The 15209-nt window shown below is 69.2% G+C and carries 15 protein-coding genes; 6 read left to right on the top strand and 9 right to left on the bottom strand.

Going from position 1 to position 15209, the window contains the following annotated elements:
* The first annotated feature begins 88 nt into the window (after window positions 1-88).
* Entirely contained in the window at window positions 89-1336 is a 1248-nt protein-coding gene (locus tag E9998_RS17220; protein ID WP_136530930.1) for an aminotransferase-like domain-containing protein, read from the top strand.
* Window positions 1333-2298, top strand: a complete 966-nt coding sequence (locus E9998_RS17225) for a D-alanine--D-alanine ligase family protein (protein ID WP_136530931.1) — start codon at window positions 1333-1335, stop codon at window positions 2296-2298. The genes E9998_RS17220 and E9998_RS17225 overlap by 4 nt, the downstream gene beginning before the upstream one ends.
* Window positions 2299-2385: 87 nt before the next feature.
* Here E9998_RS17225 and E9998_RS17230 read toward each other — a convergent pair whose 3' ends face one another.
* Window positions 2386-2937, bottom strand: coding sequence for a hypothetical protein (locus E9998_RS17230; RefSeq protein ID WP_136530932.1), 552 nt, complete (start codon window positions 2935-2937; stop codon window positions 2386-2388).
* Window positions 2938-3251: 314 nt separating this feature from the next.
* Between E9998_RS17230 and E9998_RS17235 the strand changes: the two genes are divergently transcribed.
* Window positions 3252-3815 carry a GNAT family N-acetyltransferase gene (locus E9998_RS17235; RefSeq protein WP_136530933.1) on the top strand — a complete coding sequence of 188 codons (564 nt, stop codon included), beginning with the start codon at window positions 3252-3254 and terminating at the stop codon, window positions 3813-3815.
* 153 nt (window positions 3816-3968) lie between these two features.
* Here the strand turns inward: E9998_RS17235 and E9998_RS17240 are convergent, their stop codons facing one another.
* From E9998_RS17240 to rpmH, 8 genes are all read right to left on the bottom strand, one after another.
* Window positions 3969-5063: a ParB/RepB/Spo0J family partition protein gene (locus tag E9998_RS17240; protein ID WP_136530934.1), complete on the bottom strand. Its 1095-nt coding sequence runs from the start codon at window positions 5061-5063 to the stop codon at window positions 3969-3971.
* Between the two features lie 3 nt (window positions 5064-5066).
* Window positions 5067-6086, bottom strand: coding sequence for a ParA family protein (locus E9998_RS17245; protein ID WP_136530935.1), 1020 nt, complete (start codon window positions 6084-6086; stop codon window positions 5067-5069).
* A gap of 492 nt (window positions 6087-6578) precedes the next feature.
* Window positions 6579-7262, bottom strand: a complete 684-nt coding sequence (gene rsmG / locus E9998_RS17250; RefSeq protein WP_240037657.1) for a 16S rRNA (guanine(527)-N(7))-methyltransferase RsmG — start codon at window positions 7260-7262, stop codon at window positions 6579-6581.
* Window positions 7263-7314: 52 nt separating this feature from the next.
* The gene (locus E9998_RS17255) at window positions 7315-7812 is read right to left on the bottom strand and encodes a Jag family protein (protein WP_136530936.1); all 498 of its coding nucleotides are present in this window, start codon (window positions 7810-7812) and stop codon (window positions 7315-7317) included.
* A 90-nt stretch (window positions 7813-7902) separates the two neighbouring features.
* Window positions 7903-9021, bottom strand: a complete 1119-nt coding sequence (gene yidC / locus E9998_RS17260) for a membrane protein insertase YidC (RefSeq protein WP_136531037.1) — start codon at window positions 9019-9021, stop codon at window positions 7903-7905.
* Window positions 9021-9272, bottom strand: a complete 252-nt coding sequence (gene yidD / locus E9998_RS17265; protein ID WP_136531038.1) for a membrane protein insertion efficiency factor YidD — start codon at window positions 9270-9272, stop codon at window positions 9021-9023. The genes yidC and yidD overlap by 1 nt, the downstream gene beginning before the upstream one ends.
* A 74-nt stretch (window positions 9273-9346) precedes the next feature.
* Window positions 9347-9799: a ribonuclease P protein component gene (gene rnpA / locus E9998_RS17270; RefSeq protein WP_136530937.1), complete on the bottom strand. Its 453-nt coding sequence runs from the start codon at window positions 9797-9799 to the stop codon at window positions 9347-9349.
* A 93-nt stretch (window positions 9800-9892) separates the two neighbouring features.
* Window positions 9893-10030: a 50S ribosomal protein L34 gene (gene rpmH, locus E9998_RS17275; RefSeq protein WP_112137843.1), complete on the bottom strand. Its 138-nt coding sequence runs from the start codon at window positions 10028-10030 to the stop codon at window positions 9893-9895.
* A 621-nt stretch (window positions 10031-10651) separates the two neighbouring features.
* Between rpmH and dnaA the strand changes: the two genes are divergently transcribed.
* The 3 genes from dnaA to gnd all read left to right on the top strand — a co-directional run bounded on the left by dnaA (window position 10652) and on the right by gnd (window position 15071).
* Window positions 10652-12580: a chromosomal replication initiator protein DnaA gene (gene dnaA, locus E9998_RS25925; RefSeq protein WP_275669521.1), complete on the top strand. Its 1929-nt coding sequence runs from the start codon at window positions 10652-10654 to the stop codon at window positions 12578-12580.
* 392 nt (window positions 12581-12972) lie between these two features.
* A complete protein-coding gene (gene dnaN / locus E9998_RS17285; RefSeq protein ID WP_136530939.1) occupies window positions 12973-14121 on the top strand; it encodes a DNA polymerase III subunit beta in 1149 nt (382 codons plus the stop codon).
* Between the two features lie 74 nt (window positions 14122-14195).
* On the top strand, window positions 14196-15071 hold the full coding sequence (gene gnd / locus E9998_RS17290; protein WP_192907113.1) for a phosphogluconate dehydrogenase (NAD(+)-dependent, decarboxylating): 876 nt from the start codon (window positions 14196-14198) through the stop codon (window positions 15069-15071).
* Window positions 15072-15209: the final 138 nt, after the last annotated feature.

The raw sequence follows: 15209 nt of genomic DNA on the forward strand, positions 1-15209 counted from the left end.
CGCCCGGCGGCGAAGCCGCAGGCGACGCAGACGCACGACCCGCGAGCACGGATCGCGGGCGACGAGGACCATCAGAGGAGGTCTCCGCGTGTCCGGTACAACACTCGACGATTACACCGGTCGCTACGCATCCCGGGTCAACGGGATGGCACAGTCGGAGATCCGCGCACTGTTCTCGGTCGCATCGCGCCCCGAGGTCGTCTCCCTCGCCGGAGGGAACCCCTACACCGCCGCGCTCCCCATGGACGAGCTCGGCGAGATGTTCACGCGCCTGCTCTCCCAGGTCGGCGCCGAAGCGCTCGGCTACTGCCCCGGCCAGGGCAGCGTCGCGCTGCGCGAGGCCCTCTGCGGGGTCCTCGACCTCTCGGGCATCCGCGCCTCGGCCGACGACCTCGTCCTGACCACCGGCGCCCAGCAGGGCCTCGACCTGCTCGCCCGCACCTTCCTCGACCCCGGCGACATCGTCCTGGCCGAGGGCCCGACCTACGTCGGCGCGCTGGGGGCGTTCCAGGCCTCGCAGGCCGACGTGCGCCACCTCCCGATGGACGACGACGGGCTCATCCCCGCCGGACTGGAGGAGGGGCTCGCCGCGCTCGAACGCGAAGGGCGCCAAGCGAAGTTCCTCTACACGATCCCGACCTACCAGAACCCGGCCGGCGTCACGCTGTCCGAGGGGCGCCGCGAGGAGATCCTCGCGATCGCCGAACGGCACGGTCTCCTCGTCATCGAGGACGACCCGTACTCGATGATCAGCTTCGAGGGCGCCCCGCCCGCGCCGCTGCGCGCCCGCGCCGAGCGCGGCGTGATCTACCTCGGCACGGTCTCCAAGATCTTCGCGGCGGGCCTGCGCCTGGGCTGGGTCCTCGCCCCGCCCGCGGTGCGCGACAAACTGCTCCTGGCGATCGAGGCGTCCATCCTGTGCCCGTCCGGGCTCACCCAGGAGGCGACGCTGCGCTTCCTGACGGAGATGGAGTGGCGCCAGCAGGTGAAGGTCTTCAACACGCTCTACCGGGACCGCCGCGACGCCCTCCTGGGCGCGCTCGGCGACTACATGCCCGAGGGCATGACCTGGACCGTCCCGGGAGGCGGCCTGTTCATCTGGGCCACCCTCCCCGAGGGCCTCGACTCGAAGGCGATGCTGCCGCGCGCGCTCCAGGAGCGCGTCGCGTACGTCCCGGGGACCGGTTTCTACGCCGACGGCAACGGCCGCAGGGAGATGCGCTTGAACTTCTCGACGCAGACCGCCGAGTCGATCCGGGAGGGCGTGCGCCGCCTGGCCGGCGTCGTCGCCGGCGACATCGAACTGCGCGACACCTTCGCGGGAGGCGCCGCATGAAGGAGGGCGCCGCAGCCGCGGACATCCGCGTGCTCATCCTCGCCGGAGGCATGTCCTACGAGCACGAGGTCTCCCTGAAGTCGGGCCGGCGGGCCGCGAACGCCCTCCAGCGCCAGGGGATGGCCTGCGAGGTGCGGGACCTGGACGGCGAGCTGCTGCCCGCGCTCCAGGAGTTCCCGCCCGACGTGGTGCTGCCGCTCGTGCACGGCACCCCCGGCGAGGACGGCTCGCTCCAGGCGGTGCTCGAACTCAGCGACATCCCGATCGTGGGGACCGGCTCGATCGGCGCGCGCCGCGCCTGGAACAAGATCACGGCGAAGGACCTGCTGCGGTCGGCCGGCATCCCGACTCCCGACTGGACGTCGATGCCGCGCCAGGCGTTCTCGGACTTCGGGGCGCGCAAGCTCCTCGACCGGATCGCCGCGAAGATGGGCCTGCCGCTGGTGGTCAAGCCGAACTCGGGCGGCTCCGGGCTCGGCGTGCACGCCGTGCACAAGGAGGACGACTTCCCGTCGGCGATGATGGGCTGCTTCTCCTACAGCGACGAGGCGCTCATCGAATCGTTCGTGGACGGCCGCGACATCGCGGTCGGCGTGATCGACCTCGGCGACGGCCCCACGGCCCTGCCGCCGGTCGAGATCGCGCCGCTCCACGGCGACTACGACTACGCCGCCCGCTACAACCCGGGCGCGACCCGCTGGACCGTCCCGGCCGCCCTCGACCCCGCGGTCTCCGCCCGCGTGGCAGAACTCGCCGTGAAGGTCCACCGGACCCTCGGCCTCGGCGACATGTCCCGGGTCGACCTCATCGTCGACGACGCGGGCGGCATCCAGATCCTGGAGGCGAACGTCGCCCCCGGCACCACCGAGACCTCGCTGCTGCCCATGGCGATCGAGGCCGCCGGCCTCAACTTCGGCGAGGTCCTCGCGACGATGGTCCACCGGGCCCTCGCCCGGTCCTGAGACCCGGCTCCTCCGAGCACCGGGCTCGCATGTTCCGCACCGAAAGGGCGCCGATGTTTCACGTGAAACATCGGCGCCCTTTCGGTTTCAGTCGTCGCTGAGCCAGGCGGCGATGTATTCGAGGTTCATCTGCCACTCGTGCTCTTCGACGGGCGGCAGGATCTCGTCCCACATGGTCATGAACGGGCCGCGGAGTTGCAGGTACCCGTGGGGCCTGGCGAGGAACCACTGCTGGAGGTGGGCGGTGCCGTCCCCCCAGCGGTTCACGTGGACCTGCGCCACGGATTCGAGCGAGCGGATCGCCCGTTCGAGGCGCACGGTGAGCACGCCCAGTTCGGCCGCGTGCATCGTAGAGAGGTCGCCGAGGTCGAGGTGGGCCCTCGGTTCGAGGATCACCACCACAGGCAGCCCGCTGGGCGCTGGGGGGCTCTTGAGGCGCCACCGCTCGTTCGACCACAGGTAGGCCGAGTCGGGCGTGTGGCAGGCCGAGCACTGCTCCTGGCGGTCGCCGCGGCGCGGGGGTTCAGAGCCCACCGGCTCCTGGAGCGGCTTGATGCGCAGATCGCCTTCGAACGGGAAGGCGGGCCAGTCGACGAACGCCGGCAGGGCGGGGCGAGCACTGCTCGCGCGCTGATTCAAGTGATGTCTGCTCTGATTCGTCAGGTCGGGCTTGGAACTCGGGCCGGGGGTACTCGCAGCTGCCACCATCGAAAAATACCGCATGATTGCGAGCCTGGAAACCACCGGAATCGACCTTTTGACAGATTTCACCGGGGTTACGGGAAACTCCCTCCCCGGAACCCCCGACATTGGACGTCCCGTAGGGCCGGCACCAGGCGAATCGTTCCTGGACAGGGGGTTTCGCCACAGTTAGTGATGTGCCGCCCATATGGCGGGAAGCCCCTGTCGGCAGGGCAGTCCCGTAGGGCAAGCTGGAAGGCGTGCAAGCAACAGTGACTGACAGTTCCACGCCGGAGGCGACGCCCGTTCCGGGCGATGCGATCGCCGTCCTGATGGACCCCCCGGTCACCGCCGCGCTCGTTGACGAACTCAGTTACCTCTGGGTGAAAGTGACGAACGCCGGCGGCTCCGTCGGGTTCGTTCCGCCGGTCAACATCGACGAGGTTCGCCCTCACACCGTTTCCATTCTCGCGCGAGTGATCGACCGGACTGACACGCTGGTCGCTCTAAAGGAAGGAGCCGCCATTGTCGCTTGGTGTGTTCTCACATCAAACGACAGCCCGCCGCGACAGGGCTGGCGGACCATGCGCCACGTCCAGGTCGACCCCGCCCGGCAGGGCGGCGGTCTCGGCGGCAAGCTGCTGGCGGCAGTCGATCAAGTCGCCCGCGAAGAGTTGAAGCTCGAGGCGCTGAGCCTCAAGGTCCGCTCGGGCACGGGCGCCGACGCCTTCTATCGGCGGCACGGATTCACTGAGGTCGGCCGTCTGCCGCGCGCGGTGCGCATGGCCGATGACGACTACCGGGACGACATCATCATGTGGCGCGAGCTCTCCTGAGGGACCGCTCGCCCCGCTCTCCGGCGGGAGGCCACGACACCGACAATCGAAAACGGCGATGGGGCGATGTTTCACGTGAAACATCGCCCCATCGCCGTTCGTCGTCCTCCGTGCCGGTGACGCGATCCGAGGATCGGCGGGCGGCTCGGCGGGCTACTTGATGCCGATCTGCTCTACGATTCGGTCGAGGTCGGACAGGGAGCCGAACTCGATCACGATCTTCCCCTTCTTGCGGCCCCAGGAGATCGACACCTGCGTCTCGAAATGGTCCGAGAGCCGCTCCTTCAACTCCTCCAGGCCCGGCGCCTTGATCCGGTCCTTGGGCGCGCGGGCCGAGGCGCCGCGCGGCTCGTCGAGTTCCGGCTTCTCCTCCAAGCGGTTCGCGGTGACGAGTTCCTCGGTGCTCCGCACCGACAGGCCCTCGCTGATGATCCGCTCGGCGATGTGCTCCTGCGTGTCCGCGGAGTCGAGGCCGAGCAGCGCCCGCGCGTGCCCGGCCGTCAGGACACCCGCGGCGACCTTCGTCTGGACCGTCGGCGGGAGGCTCAGGAGCCGGATCATGTTGGAGATCTGCGGGCGGCTGCGGCCGATCTTCTTGGCCAGCTCCTCCTGCGTCACGTTGAACTCTTCGAGGAGCTGCGCGTAGGCCGCGCCCTCTTCGAGCGGGTTCAGCTGCACCCGGTGGATGTTCTCCAGGAGCGCCTCGCGGAGCAGTTCCTCGTCGGCGGTGCGGCGCACGATCGCCGGGACGCTCTCCCAGCCGAGGGCGGTGGCGGCGCGGAGCCGCCGCTCCCCCATCACGAGCTCGAACCGGGCGCCGTCCTCGCGGGGCTCCTCGGCGGTCCGCTCGCGCACCGCGATGGGCTGGAGCATCCCGACCTCGGTGAGGGAGGTCTGGAGTTCGCTGAGGTGGTCGTCGTCGAAGATCTGCCGCGGCTGCTTCGGGTTGGTCCCGATGTCGGTGATCGGGATGAGCTGGAAGCTCGCGCCGGGCACAGGGACGAGGTCCGGTCCGCCCGATGTTTCACGTGAAACATCGGCGGGCTCTTCGGATGTTTCACGTGAAACATCGCTCGCGGCCGGGGCCGCCTGGCGCGGTGCACTCGTCTTGCGCGCGCCGTTCTTCGTCGCGGTCGCGACGGGGGCCTCCTCCGGCTCCTCGTCTTCGACGGTGGTGACCTCGGCCAGACCGGTCGGGATGAGCGCGCCCAGTCCGCGACCGAGTCCTCCGCGCTTCGCCGCAGCCATCGACTAGTTCCCGCCCTTCTGGTTCTTGCCGCGACGAGAGGAGAGCTTGGCGCCTCGGCGCGCGATCTCCTCGGCCGCTTCGAAATAGCTCGTCGCGCCCCGCGAGCCGGGGTCGTACGTCATGATCGACTGCCCGTAGCCGGGGGCCTCGGAGACGCGGACGCTGCGCGGGACCACCGCGTCGAGCACGATCTCGCTGAAGTGCCCACGCACCTCCTGCTCCACCTGGTCGGCCAGCTTGGTCCGCTTGTCGTACATGGTGAGCAGGATCGTGGAGACCCGCAGGCGCGCGTTCAGGTGCGCCTTGATGAGCTCGATGTTCCGCAGGAGCTGCCCGAGCCCTTCGAGCGCGTAGTACTCGCACTGGATCGGGATGAGCACCTCCTCGGCGGCCACGAGCGCGTTCACCGTGAGCAGGCCGAGCGAGGGCGGGCAGTCGATGAAGATGTAGTCGAGCTCCCCGCTGAAGGTCTCGATGCTCTTCTCAAGGCGCCCTTCGCGGGCGACGACGTTGACGAGTTCGACCTCCGCGCCGGCCAGGTCGATCGTGGCCGGGACGCAGTAGAGCGAGGGGATGCCGTCCACCGGCACCGCGATCTCGTCGAGCGACTGGCCCTCCACGACGGCCTCGTACACGCTCGGCGTGCCCGCGCCGTGCTCGACGCCGAGCCCGGTCGAGGCGTTCCCCTGCGGGTCGAGGTCGATGACCATGACCCGGTTCCCGTGCAGCGCCAGAGCGACCGCGAGGTTCACGGTGCTGGTGGTCTTGCCGACCCCGCCCTTCTGGTTCGCCACGGCGAAGACGCGGCGGCGCGGCGGCCGCGGCATCGTCACCGAGCCCGAGGGGTTCAGCACCCGCACCGCGCGCTGCGCCTCCCGCGCCAGCGGCAGGTCGTCGTCCAGAGGATTCGGCTGCTGCGGCAGTGCCGACTTCCCGGCCGGCTGCTTCGCCGATCCCGACTGCGTCTCGTCCGGCGCCAAGTGCCGTCCGGACTTGCCTCGCTGCGATGTGGATCTGCGCATCCCGTCCCGTTCCCCGCCGTTGTCAGACCGTCCGTCCGGCAGTCGGTCCTGCGTGCCGACGCCCGCCTCCGACTCCCTCGCAACCGATTCTGGCGCAACCCGGCCGGGGGCCGGGGCTGCGCCACCCGGCGCCGGTGAAGTTTCTCGATAACGGTGCCGCCGGGAGGGCGGGGCCTCCTCGCTCACCGCCGCGTCGAGGAGGTTCTTGATGCGCCGTTCGGCCGGGGTATCGCCGCCAAGGGAGTTCGAGTGTTCACGTTCTTCGGGGGGAAGGGGGTCGCGCACGTTCACCGCCACAGACTACGGGCCGAATGTTTCACGTGAAACATCGCCCTGCTCGGAGAAGCTTACGAGCCATACACTATCCGAACCCTGCGCAGTCCGCCGAATGCGAAGAGCCGCGATGAGGCTCTCATCGCGGCTCCGATTGCACCTTTGCTGCGGCGCAAGGGCTTTGGTTCATGAATTTCTGATACTGCTTGGGACGCTTGCTCAGTGGATGCGCTCGACCCTGACCACCGTTGCGGGGACGGTGAACACGGGCTCCGAGAGCTTCGACTCGCCGCACACGGCGATCTCGGCCCGTCCCCCGCCGGCCCACTTCAGGAAGTCCCTGTCGCGCCGGACCTCCTCCGCGGCACTCTGGCCCTTGATCGCCAGCATGACGCCGCCGAGTCTGGCCAGCGGCAGGCACCAGCCCGCGAGCTTCCCCAGGGGCGCCACGGCGCGCGAGACGACCACGTCGGCCTGCCCCTGCGGGTCGACCTCCTCGGCGCGGGCGCGCAGCACCTCGATGTTCTCGATGCCGAGCGCCTCGATCACCTCTTCGAGGAAGTCCACGCGGCGCTGCATCGGCTCGACGAGCGTCACCCACAGGTCCGGCCGGGCGATGGCGAGCGGGATGCCCGGCAATCCCCCGCCGGAGCCCACGTCGATCACGTCGGACTTCTCGGGGATGAGCTCCTCGACCACGGCGCTGGAGAGGACGTGCCGGCCCCAGAGGCGCGGCACCTCCCGCGGCCCGATGAGGCCGCGCTCGATGCCGATGGTGGAGAGCAGGCCGACGTAGGCCTCCGCCCGCTCCATGCGCTCCGGTTCCGCTCCGAACACAGAGGCCAATGTTTCACGTGAAACATTGGCCTCGTCGGTGTCGGAGCCCTGGGGCTCCTCAGTCACTTATCACTCCATCATCGCTTCGAAAACCGGTGCCGCTCGAATGCCGGTGCGGCTATTCGGGCTTCACCACGACCCGGCGGCGCGGCTCGGCGCCCTCGGACTCGCTCTGCACGCCCTCGGTGGCGTTGATGACGTCGTGGACGCATTTGCGTTCGAACGCGCTCATCGGGTCCAGCTTTACGACCTCGCCGGTCTCGATGACCTGCTTGGCGGTCTTCTCGCCCAGTTCCGCCAACTTCTTGCGTCGCCCGGCGCGGTAGCCCCCGATGTCGAGCATCAGGCGCGAGTGGTCGCCGGTCTTGCGGTACACCGCGAGGCGGCACAGCTCCTGAAGGGCGTCCAGGGTCTGCCCCTTGGGGCCGACGAGGCCGCCGAGCTCCTCGCCGACGATCTCGACCTGGGGCCGGTCGCCGACCACCAGCTCGTCGATGTCCCCGTCGATGTCGAGGATGTCGAGCAGGCCCTCCATGTAGTCGGCCGCTACTTCGCTCTGCTCAAAGAGGTCGTCTTCGGAGGCCACTTCTTCGTCCTCCCGCACCGTTGCTCCCATAATCGCCAACTCGTCCTATCGCTCGTTATAAGCCTAGTTTGCACCATTGTGGCTGATCCGAAGGCGCCTGCGCAGCCTCCGGACCCTCCCCTAGCCCTTTTTCTTCTTGGAGGCCTGCTGCGCGCCGCTGACCTTCTTGGCCCGCGCGATGCGTTCCGCCCGTGAGAGGTTCTTGCCCGAACCGGGTCCGCCCTTGCCCGCGGCGGCGCCGTTGGAGCCGTTCGCACCGGAACCGTTGACGCCCGAGCCGTTCACGGGCTTCTTGGCGTCGCCCTGCTTCGGCCGCTTGCCCGGCTTGGGGGCGAGCTCCTTGCGGCGCTGCTCGGCCTCGGCCTGCTCCGCGAGCATCTGCTCGTGGGCCTTGCTGCCGGGCTTCGGCGGCTTGGTCGCCGAGTTCTGCGCGGGCGGCGGGTACTTGCGGAGCACGTACTGCTGCTGCGCCAGCGAGAACAGGTTGTTGATCGTCCAGTAGATGACGACGCCGATGGGGAACGCGCCGGCGGAGAAGATCATGATGACCGGGATGCCGTAGAGCATCACCTTCTGGATCATCCGCTGGTTCGGGTCTTCGTTCCAGCCGGTCTTGAGGATCATCTGACGCGTGGTCAGGAAGGTCGTGAGGATCATCGCCGCGCCGAGGACGCCCGCGACGAGCTTCACCGTCAGCTGCGAGGAGTCCACCTCGACCAGTTGATCGGCCGGCGTCAGGAAGGAGCTCCAGAACGGGGCGCCGAAGAGCTTGGCGTGGATGTAGGAGTTCCAGTCGGAGGTGTCCCCGGCCAGCGCGCCGGTCCAGCCGTAGAGGTTGGTGTTCAACTCCTGAGCCGGGTCCGGGCGGCGCAGGATGTGGAACAGCGCCAGGAAGACCGGCATCTGGATGAGGATGGGAAGGCAGCCCATGAGCGGGTTCGCCTTCTCCTTGCGGTACAGCTCCATCATCTCTTTCTGGAGCGTCTCGCGGTCACCCTTGTAGCGCTCCTGGAGCGCCTTGATCTCGGGGGCGAGCTTCTGCATCGCGCGCTGCGACTGGATCTGCTTGACGAAGAGCGGGAACAGCAGCACGCGCAGCGTGATCACGACGCCGACGATGGCGAGGACCCACGCCCAGTCCGTCTTCAGGAAGCCGTCACTGTTGTAGCCGAAGACCTTCGCCCACAGGTCGTGCCAGAACAGCAGCACCCACGACACGCCGTTGTAGGCCCACTCCATCACTTGCGGACTCCAGTCATCTCGGTCTCCGATTTCACGTGCTCATCCCGTGGGGGTACGGGGTCGTAGCCCCCCGGATGAAAGGGGTGGCACCGTCCCAGCCGTCGCAGGCTCAACCATATGCCACGGACGGCGCCATGCCGGGACAGCGCCTCAAGGGTATATGCGCTGCAACTGGGGTAGAAGCGGCAGCGAGCCGGCAGGGCCGGACTTATCCACCGACGGTACGCGATCACGGGGGCGGCGGCCACTCGGACCGCGAGCCCTCGGCCCCCTCCCGCAAGGGGTTCGGCGGCCGCGTCGGCCGGAGGGGCGGCGGGGTGGGTCATGACCCGCTCCGCTTGTCGCGGGGGCGTCCGCTCCGACCGCCCTTGCCGCTGCGGGCCGCCTGCACGGCTTCGGTGAGGTCGCGCCGCAGTTCGGCGAAGTCGCGTTCGGCGGCGCGGGGGGTGGCGCGCACGACCACGTCGGTCCCGGGCGGCCAGTGCGGCAGTTCGGCGGCGGCCGCGTGGCGCAGACGGCGCTTGACCTTGTTGCGCACCACGGCGTTGCCGACGGCCTTGGAAACGACGAAACCCGCCCGCGCCGGGCGGTTCGCTCCGGCTTCGGACGGTGTCGCCGGCGCCGTCGGCGCCGGTGGGTCTTCGGATCGCGGTGCGGGCGCTCGGCCCGCGGGTGCCCAGTGCACGACGACGCCGCCGCGGGCGGCGCGGCGGCCTCGCTTGAGCGCCGAACCGAAGTCCCCGCTGCTGCGAATGCGCGCGTCGGCTGGAAGCACCTGGATCACGTCCTCATATGGGGCGGCGGCTCGGGCGGTTGCGACCTGGCCGCGGGCCCGCGAGCCCCCTGTCCGGGGACGGGAGGCGAGCGCTCAGACGGTCAGCTGCTTGCGACCCTTGTTGCGGCGCGCGTTGATGATGGCGCGCCCCGCACGGGTGCGCATGCGCAGCCGGAAGCCGTGGGTGCGGTGGCGACGGCGGTTGTTCGGCTGGTAGGTGCGCTTGCTCACGACGGATGTCTCCCATTACGAATCAAAATGCCACTGCGTCACCCGGTCTCGGGGGCTCCTGCCCCGGCCCGGTAGGGCTCCAGGGACGCGGAGAACAGCCTAGCAGGGCATTCACGCAGCGCCCCAGCCGCGGACGGCGGGTGTGGCATGCCCCTCCGGTTCGAGCGGGCAACTCGCTCATGTTACTCGCCGTCTCCGGGCCGTCGCCACCGCGGGGGCGGTGCGGGGCGCCGCGGGGCCGGGGCGTCGACCGTCCTTCTCGGAAGGGTCCGGGCCGGGTGCGGCGGGCCTGTGCAGGGAGGTCGCGCCGGTCGCGGGCACCCTGTGGATAACTTCGCCCGGATGGTGGACGACTTCTGCGGCCCTGGAAGGACATCGTCGTCAGACTCACAAGAAAGCCCAGCTCATGACCGTGATTCAGGAAACATTGTCACAAGGCGCGCATGTGCACAGGCCAGCTGAAGGCCTGTGGATAACCTGTGGAAAACTTGCTGGAACGCACTGGGGACGAGCAGGTCCGGCGGTGCGGAACGCCTGGTTCGAAGCCTACCCGGTGCGGCTTCCGAACTTCGCGAAACGGTCCGTTCGAGGACATCAGACCAACCCAGAGGGATGACGAAGGTGACCGACCAAGATCTGTCGGCAGTCTGGTCGGCGGTGACCGCCGAACTCGCTGACGCGTCGGCGCTGACGCGCCAGCAGCAGGCGTGGATGCGGCTGACGCTGCCGGTCTTGGCGGTGGGCGGGACGTTCATCATCGCCGCGCCCGACAAGTTCGCCCGGTCGGCCTTCGAGTCGAAGCTGCGCGTGCCGATCAGCGAGGCGCTGACGCGCCGCATGGGCCAGCCCACGCAGATCGCCGTCACCTTGCAGGAGAAGCAGGTCGAGCTCCAGGAGCAGACCACTGCCGAGCCCCCGGCCCCTGCGGTCCCTGCCGCTCCGGTGTCGGCCCCCGCCGAGCCCGACGCGACCATCGTCTTCGATCGCCCCGGCTCCTTCGACCAGGCGCCCCCCGTACCGGAGCCGCAGCCTCCCGCGCCGCCGGCCCGCGAGCCCGCCCGCAGCCCCGTACCGTCGCAGAACCCGCCGAGTCTTTTCGACAGTACTTTTGAACCCGGAACCTTCGAACCGGTCGCCCCCGAGCCCGCGAACTTCGACGCCGCCGCGTTCCGGCGCGGGGCCGCCGAGGGCCGCCGGGCCGCCGACCGTCCCGAGGCCCCCGCCGAGCCCGCGGCCGAGCCCGAACCGATGGAGCGGGCGATCCCGCACCAGCCCGTGCGCCCGACCCAGACCGAGGCCCCCCGCTGGGAGGAGCACCCCGAGCCGCCGGGCGACGAACTCGAACGGGTGCTCTCGGAGACCGCGGCCCGCCGCAGTTCGGGCGAGCACGGCGCCAAGGACAACGGCGCCTCGCCGCCGGTGGCGCCGCCGCCCTCCGACGACCCCGACCCCGCGCGCCGGGGCGGGATCACCAAGACCGCCAGGGACGCCGCGCCCGTCAAGGCCGTCGACGGCGTCGGCCGCCTCAATCCGCGCTACAACTTCGACACCTTCGTCATCGGCTCCTCGAACCGCTTCGCGCACGCCGCCGCGTTCGCCGTCGCCGAGGCCCCCGCGAAGGCGTACAACCCGCTGTTCATCTACGGCGGCTCCGGGCTCGGCAAGACCCACCTCCTCCACGCGGTCGGCCACTACGCGCACGACCTGGGCACCGCCCACTCGGTGCGGTACGTGACCACCGAGGAGTTCACGAACGACTTCATCAACTCGCTGTCCGACCGCCGCCAGCAGGCCTTCCAGCGCCGCTACAGGGACGTCGACATCCTCCTCATCGACGACATCCAGTTCCTCATGGACCGCGAGCGCACGCAGGAGGAGTTCTTCCACACCTTCAACGCGCTGCACAACGCCAACAAGCAGCTGGTGATCTCCTCCGACCGCTCGCCCAAGCAGCTCCAGACCCTGGAGGACCGGCTGCGGACCCGCTTCGAATGGGGCCTGCTCGCCGACATCCAGCCGCCGGACCTGGAGACGCGGATCGCGATCCTGCGCAAGAAGGCCGTGCAGGACGACCTCAACGTCCCGACCGACGCGGTCGAGTTCATCGCCTCCCAGATCCACCACTCGATCCGCGAGCTGGAGGGCGCGCTCATCCGCGTGACCGCCTACGCGAGCCTCAACCGCAAGCCGGTGGACCTGGGCCTGGCCGAGGAGGTGCTGCACGACATCATCCCCGAGAACGGCAAGTCCGCCGAGATCACCGTGGACCAGGTCATGCAGGCCACTGCCGACTACTTCGGGGTGCAGTCGGCCGACCTCAAGGGCAACTCCCGCTCGCGGGCGCTCGTGAACGCCCGCCAGGTCGCCATGTACCTGTGCCGGGAGCTCACGGACCTGTCGCTGCCGCGCATCGGCCAGGCGTTCGGGGGCCGCGACCACACCACGGTCATGCACGCGAACAAGAAGATCCGCAAGCAGATGGCCGAGCGTCGCTCCCTTTACAACCAGATCGCCGAATTGACGAACCGTTTGAAACACACGGGCGCATGAACGGGGTTGTGGACAAGTCTGTGGAAAAGCTGTGGATAACCCCGGATTTCTGTGGAAAGCCTGTGGACGACCTGTGGAAAACACGCGGAAACACGATGTCGAATCGCGTCTTTCCTGTGTACAACCCTGTGCATAACCTGTGGAAAAGCTGTGGACAAGCCTGTGGACGAGATGTGGAAAACTCCGTGGATGTCGGGGGCTGTGGATAAGCTCCTGATTCATCCACAGGTTATGCACAGCTCATCCACAACCCGGCACCCCGGAAGAGCTGGGAAAAGGGCGGTTTTCCACAGTATCCACAGCACCGACGACTACGACGACAGTTATATCTATAGAGAGTTCATTAGTAATAGCGCTGTGAACAACCGAGCTTCAACGAGAAGGAGCGACCCATGAAGTTCCAAGTCGACCGAGACACGTTCGCCGACGCCGTCTCCTGGACCGCCAAGAGCCTCCCCGCGCGCCCGTCGGTGCCCGTCCTCGCGGGCGCGCGCCTGTCGGTCGACGAGGGCCGCCTGACGATCTCCGGCTTCGACTACGAGATCTCGACCCGCGTCACCGTGGACGTCACCGGCGAGTCCGCCGGCACCGCGCTCGTCTCGGGCAAGCTCCTCGCCGAGATCGTCAAGGCCCTCCCCAGCAAGCCCGTCGACTTCGTCGTCGACGGCCCCCACGCCGAACTCACCTGCGGGTCGGCGCGCTTCACCCTGCCGACCATGCCGCTGGAGGACTACCCCTCGCTGCCGCAGATGCCCGAGGCGATCGGGACCATCGACGCCGACGAGTTCGCCAAGGCCGTCGCCCAGACCGCCGTCGCCGCGGGCAAGGACGAGACCCTGCCGACGATGACCGGCGTCCAGGTCGAGCTCACCGGCGGCGGCATCGGGATGCTCGCCACCGACCGCTACCGCATGGCCATCCGCGACTCCTCCTGGCAGCCGGACGCCTCCGACGTGGCCGTGACGGTCCTGGTGCCCGCCAAGGCCCTCGCCGACACCGCCCGCACCTTCGGCTCCCACTCGGGCCCGGTGACCATCGCGATCCCCATGGGCACCGAGGGCGCCCCGGGCATGATCGGCTTCACCGCCGGCGGCCGCCAGACCACCTCGCGGGTCCTCGACGGCCAGCTGCCGCCGCTGCGCAGCCTCCTGGCGACCTCGTACGCGACCACGTTGCGCGTCAAGACCTCCGAGCTCATCGAGGTCGCCCGCCGCGTCGCCCTCGTCGGCGACCGCAACTCCCCCATCCGCCTCTCCTTCGACGAGGACGGCCTCGTCGTCGAAGCCGGCGGCGCCGAGGACGCGAAGGCCTCCGAGGGCATGGACTGCTCGCTCGAAGGCGAGCCGGGCAAGATCGCGTTCAACCCGACCTACCTGCTCGAAGGCCTCGCCGCCATGGACGCCCCGTACACGGCGTTCAAGATGAACGAGCTCGGCAAGCCGGTCGTGATGACCGGGCAGGGCGCGCCCGAAGATGAGGATTCCGACACAAACCACGACGGCTACCTGTACATGCTGCAACCATTGCGTTGGGACGCCTGACCGCACAACGACGTGAACGACCGTGGCGCGAACATCGCTGATGTGCTGGACACATGCTTGAAAGGGGGCGCGACGTGCAACTGGGCATGATCGGGCTCGGCAAGATGGGCGGCAACATGAAGTTGCGCCTGGAGAAGGCCGGACACCAGGTCGTCGGCTACGACCGCAACCCCGACGTCGCCGACGTCGGCTCGGTGGCCGAACTCGTCGCGGCGCTCGACGCGCCGCGCGCGGTCTGGGTGATGGTCCCCGCCGGGGAGCCCACCACCTCCACCGTGGCCGAACTGGCCGGACTGCTCGCCGAGGGCGACGTGGTCGTCGACGGCGGCAACTCGCGCTTCACCGACGACGCGGTCAACGCCGCGCTCCTGGCCGAGCACGGCATCGGCTACGTCGACGCCGGCGTCTCCGGCGGCGTCTGGGGCCTCACCGAGGGCTACGCGCTCATGGTCGGCGGGTCCGCCGCCGACGTCGAGCGCCTGCGCCCGGTCTTCGACGCGCTCAAGCCCGAAGGCGAGTTCGGCTTCGTCCACGCCGGCGGCGTCGGCGCCGGCCACTACGCCAAGATGGTGCACAACGGCATCGAGTACGCCATGATGCAGGCCTACGCCGAAGGCTACGAGCTGCTCGAGGCGAGCGAGTACGTCGACAACGTGCCGGAGGTCTTCAAGTCCTGGCGCTCGGGCACCGTCGTCCGCTCCTGGCTCCTCGACCTGCTCGACCGCGCGCTCGACGACGACCCCGAACTGGCCCGGATCAAGGGCTACGTCGAGGACTCCGGCGAAGGCCGCTGGACGGTGGACGAGGGCATCCGGCTGCGGGTCCCGCTCCCGGCGATCACCGAATCGCTGTTCGCCCGGTTCACCTCCCGCCAGGAGGACTCTCCCGCGATGAAGGCCGTCGCGGCGCTGCGCAACCAGTTCGGCGGCCACGCCGTCAAACCCGAGTGACCACCTCCGGGCCCCGCACGGCCGGCGCGGCGCAGACCCGCCCTCCCGTGCGGCCCGGACACACCCGAGCGGCACAATAGAGGCGTGCGTGTACGACAGCTGCAACTGAGCGACTTCCGTTCCTACGCGCACGCCCAG

Origin of the sequence: Glycomyces paridis, from assembly GCF_004912155.1 — a bacterium.
GTDB lineage: Bacteria > Actinomycetota > Actinomycetes > Mycobacteriales > Micromonosporaceae > Glycomyces > Glycomyces paridis.

Excerpts from the sequence above, each read along its gene's own strand:
- E9998_RS17225 (WP_136530931.1), top strand. The coding sequence starts at position 1,333 with ATGAAGGAGGGCGCCGCAGCCGCGGACATCCGCGTGCTCATCCTCGCC.
- E9998_RS17245 (WP_136530935.1), bottom strand. The coding sequence starts at position 6,086 with ATGCGCAGATCCACATCGCAGCGAGGCAAGTCCGGACGGCACTTGGCG.
- E9998_RS17240 (WP_136530934.1), bottom strand. The coding sequence starts at position 5,063 with ATGGCTGCGGCGAAGCGCGGAGGACTCGGTCGCGGACTGGGCGCGCTC.
- E9998_RS17255 (WP_136530936.1), bottom strand. The coding sequence starts at position 7,812 with ATGGGAGCAACGGTGCGGGAGGACGAAGAAGTGGCCTCCGAAGACGAC.
- dnaN (WP_136530939.1), top strand. The coding sequence starts at position 12,973 with ATGAAGTTCCAAGTCGACCGAGACACGTTCGCCGACGCCGTCTCCTGG.
- yidC (WP_136531037.1), bottom strand. The coding sequence starts at position 9,021 with ATGGAGTGGGCCTACAACGGCGTGTCGTGGGTGCTGCTGTTCTGGCAC.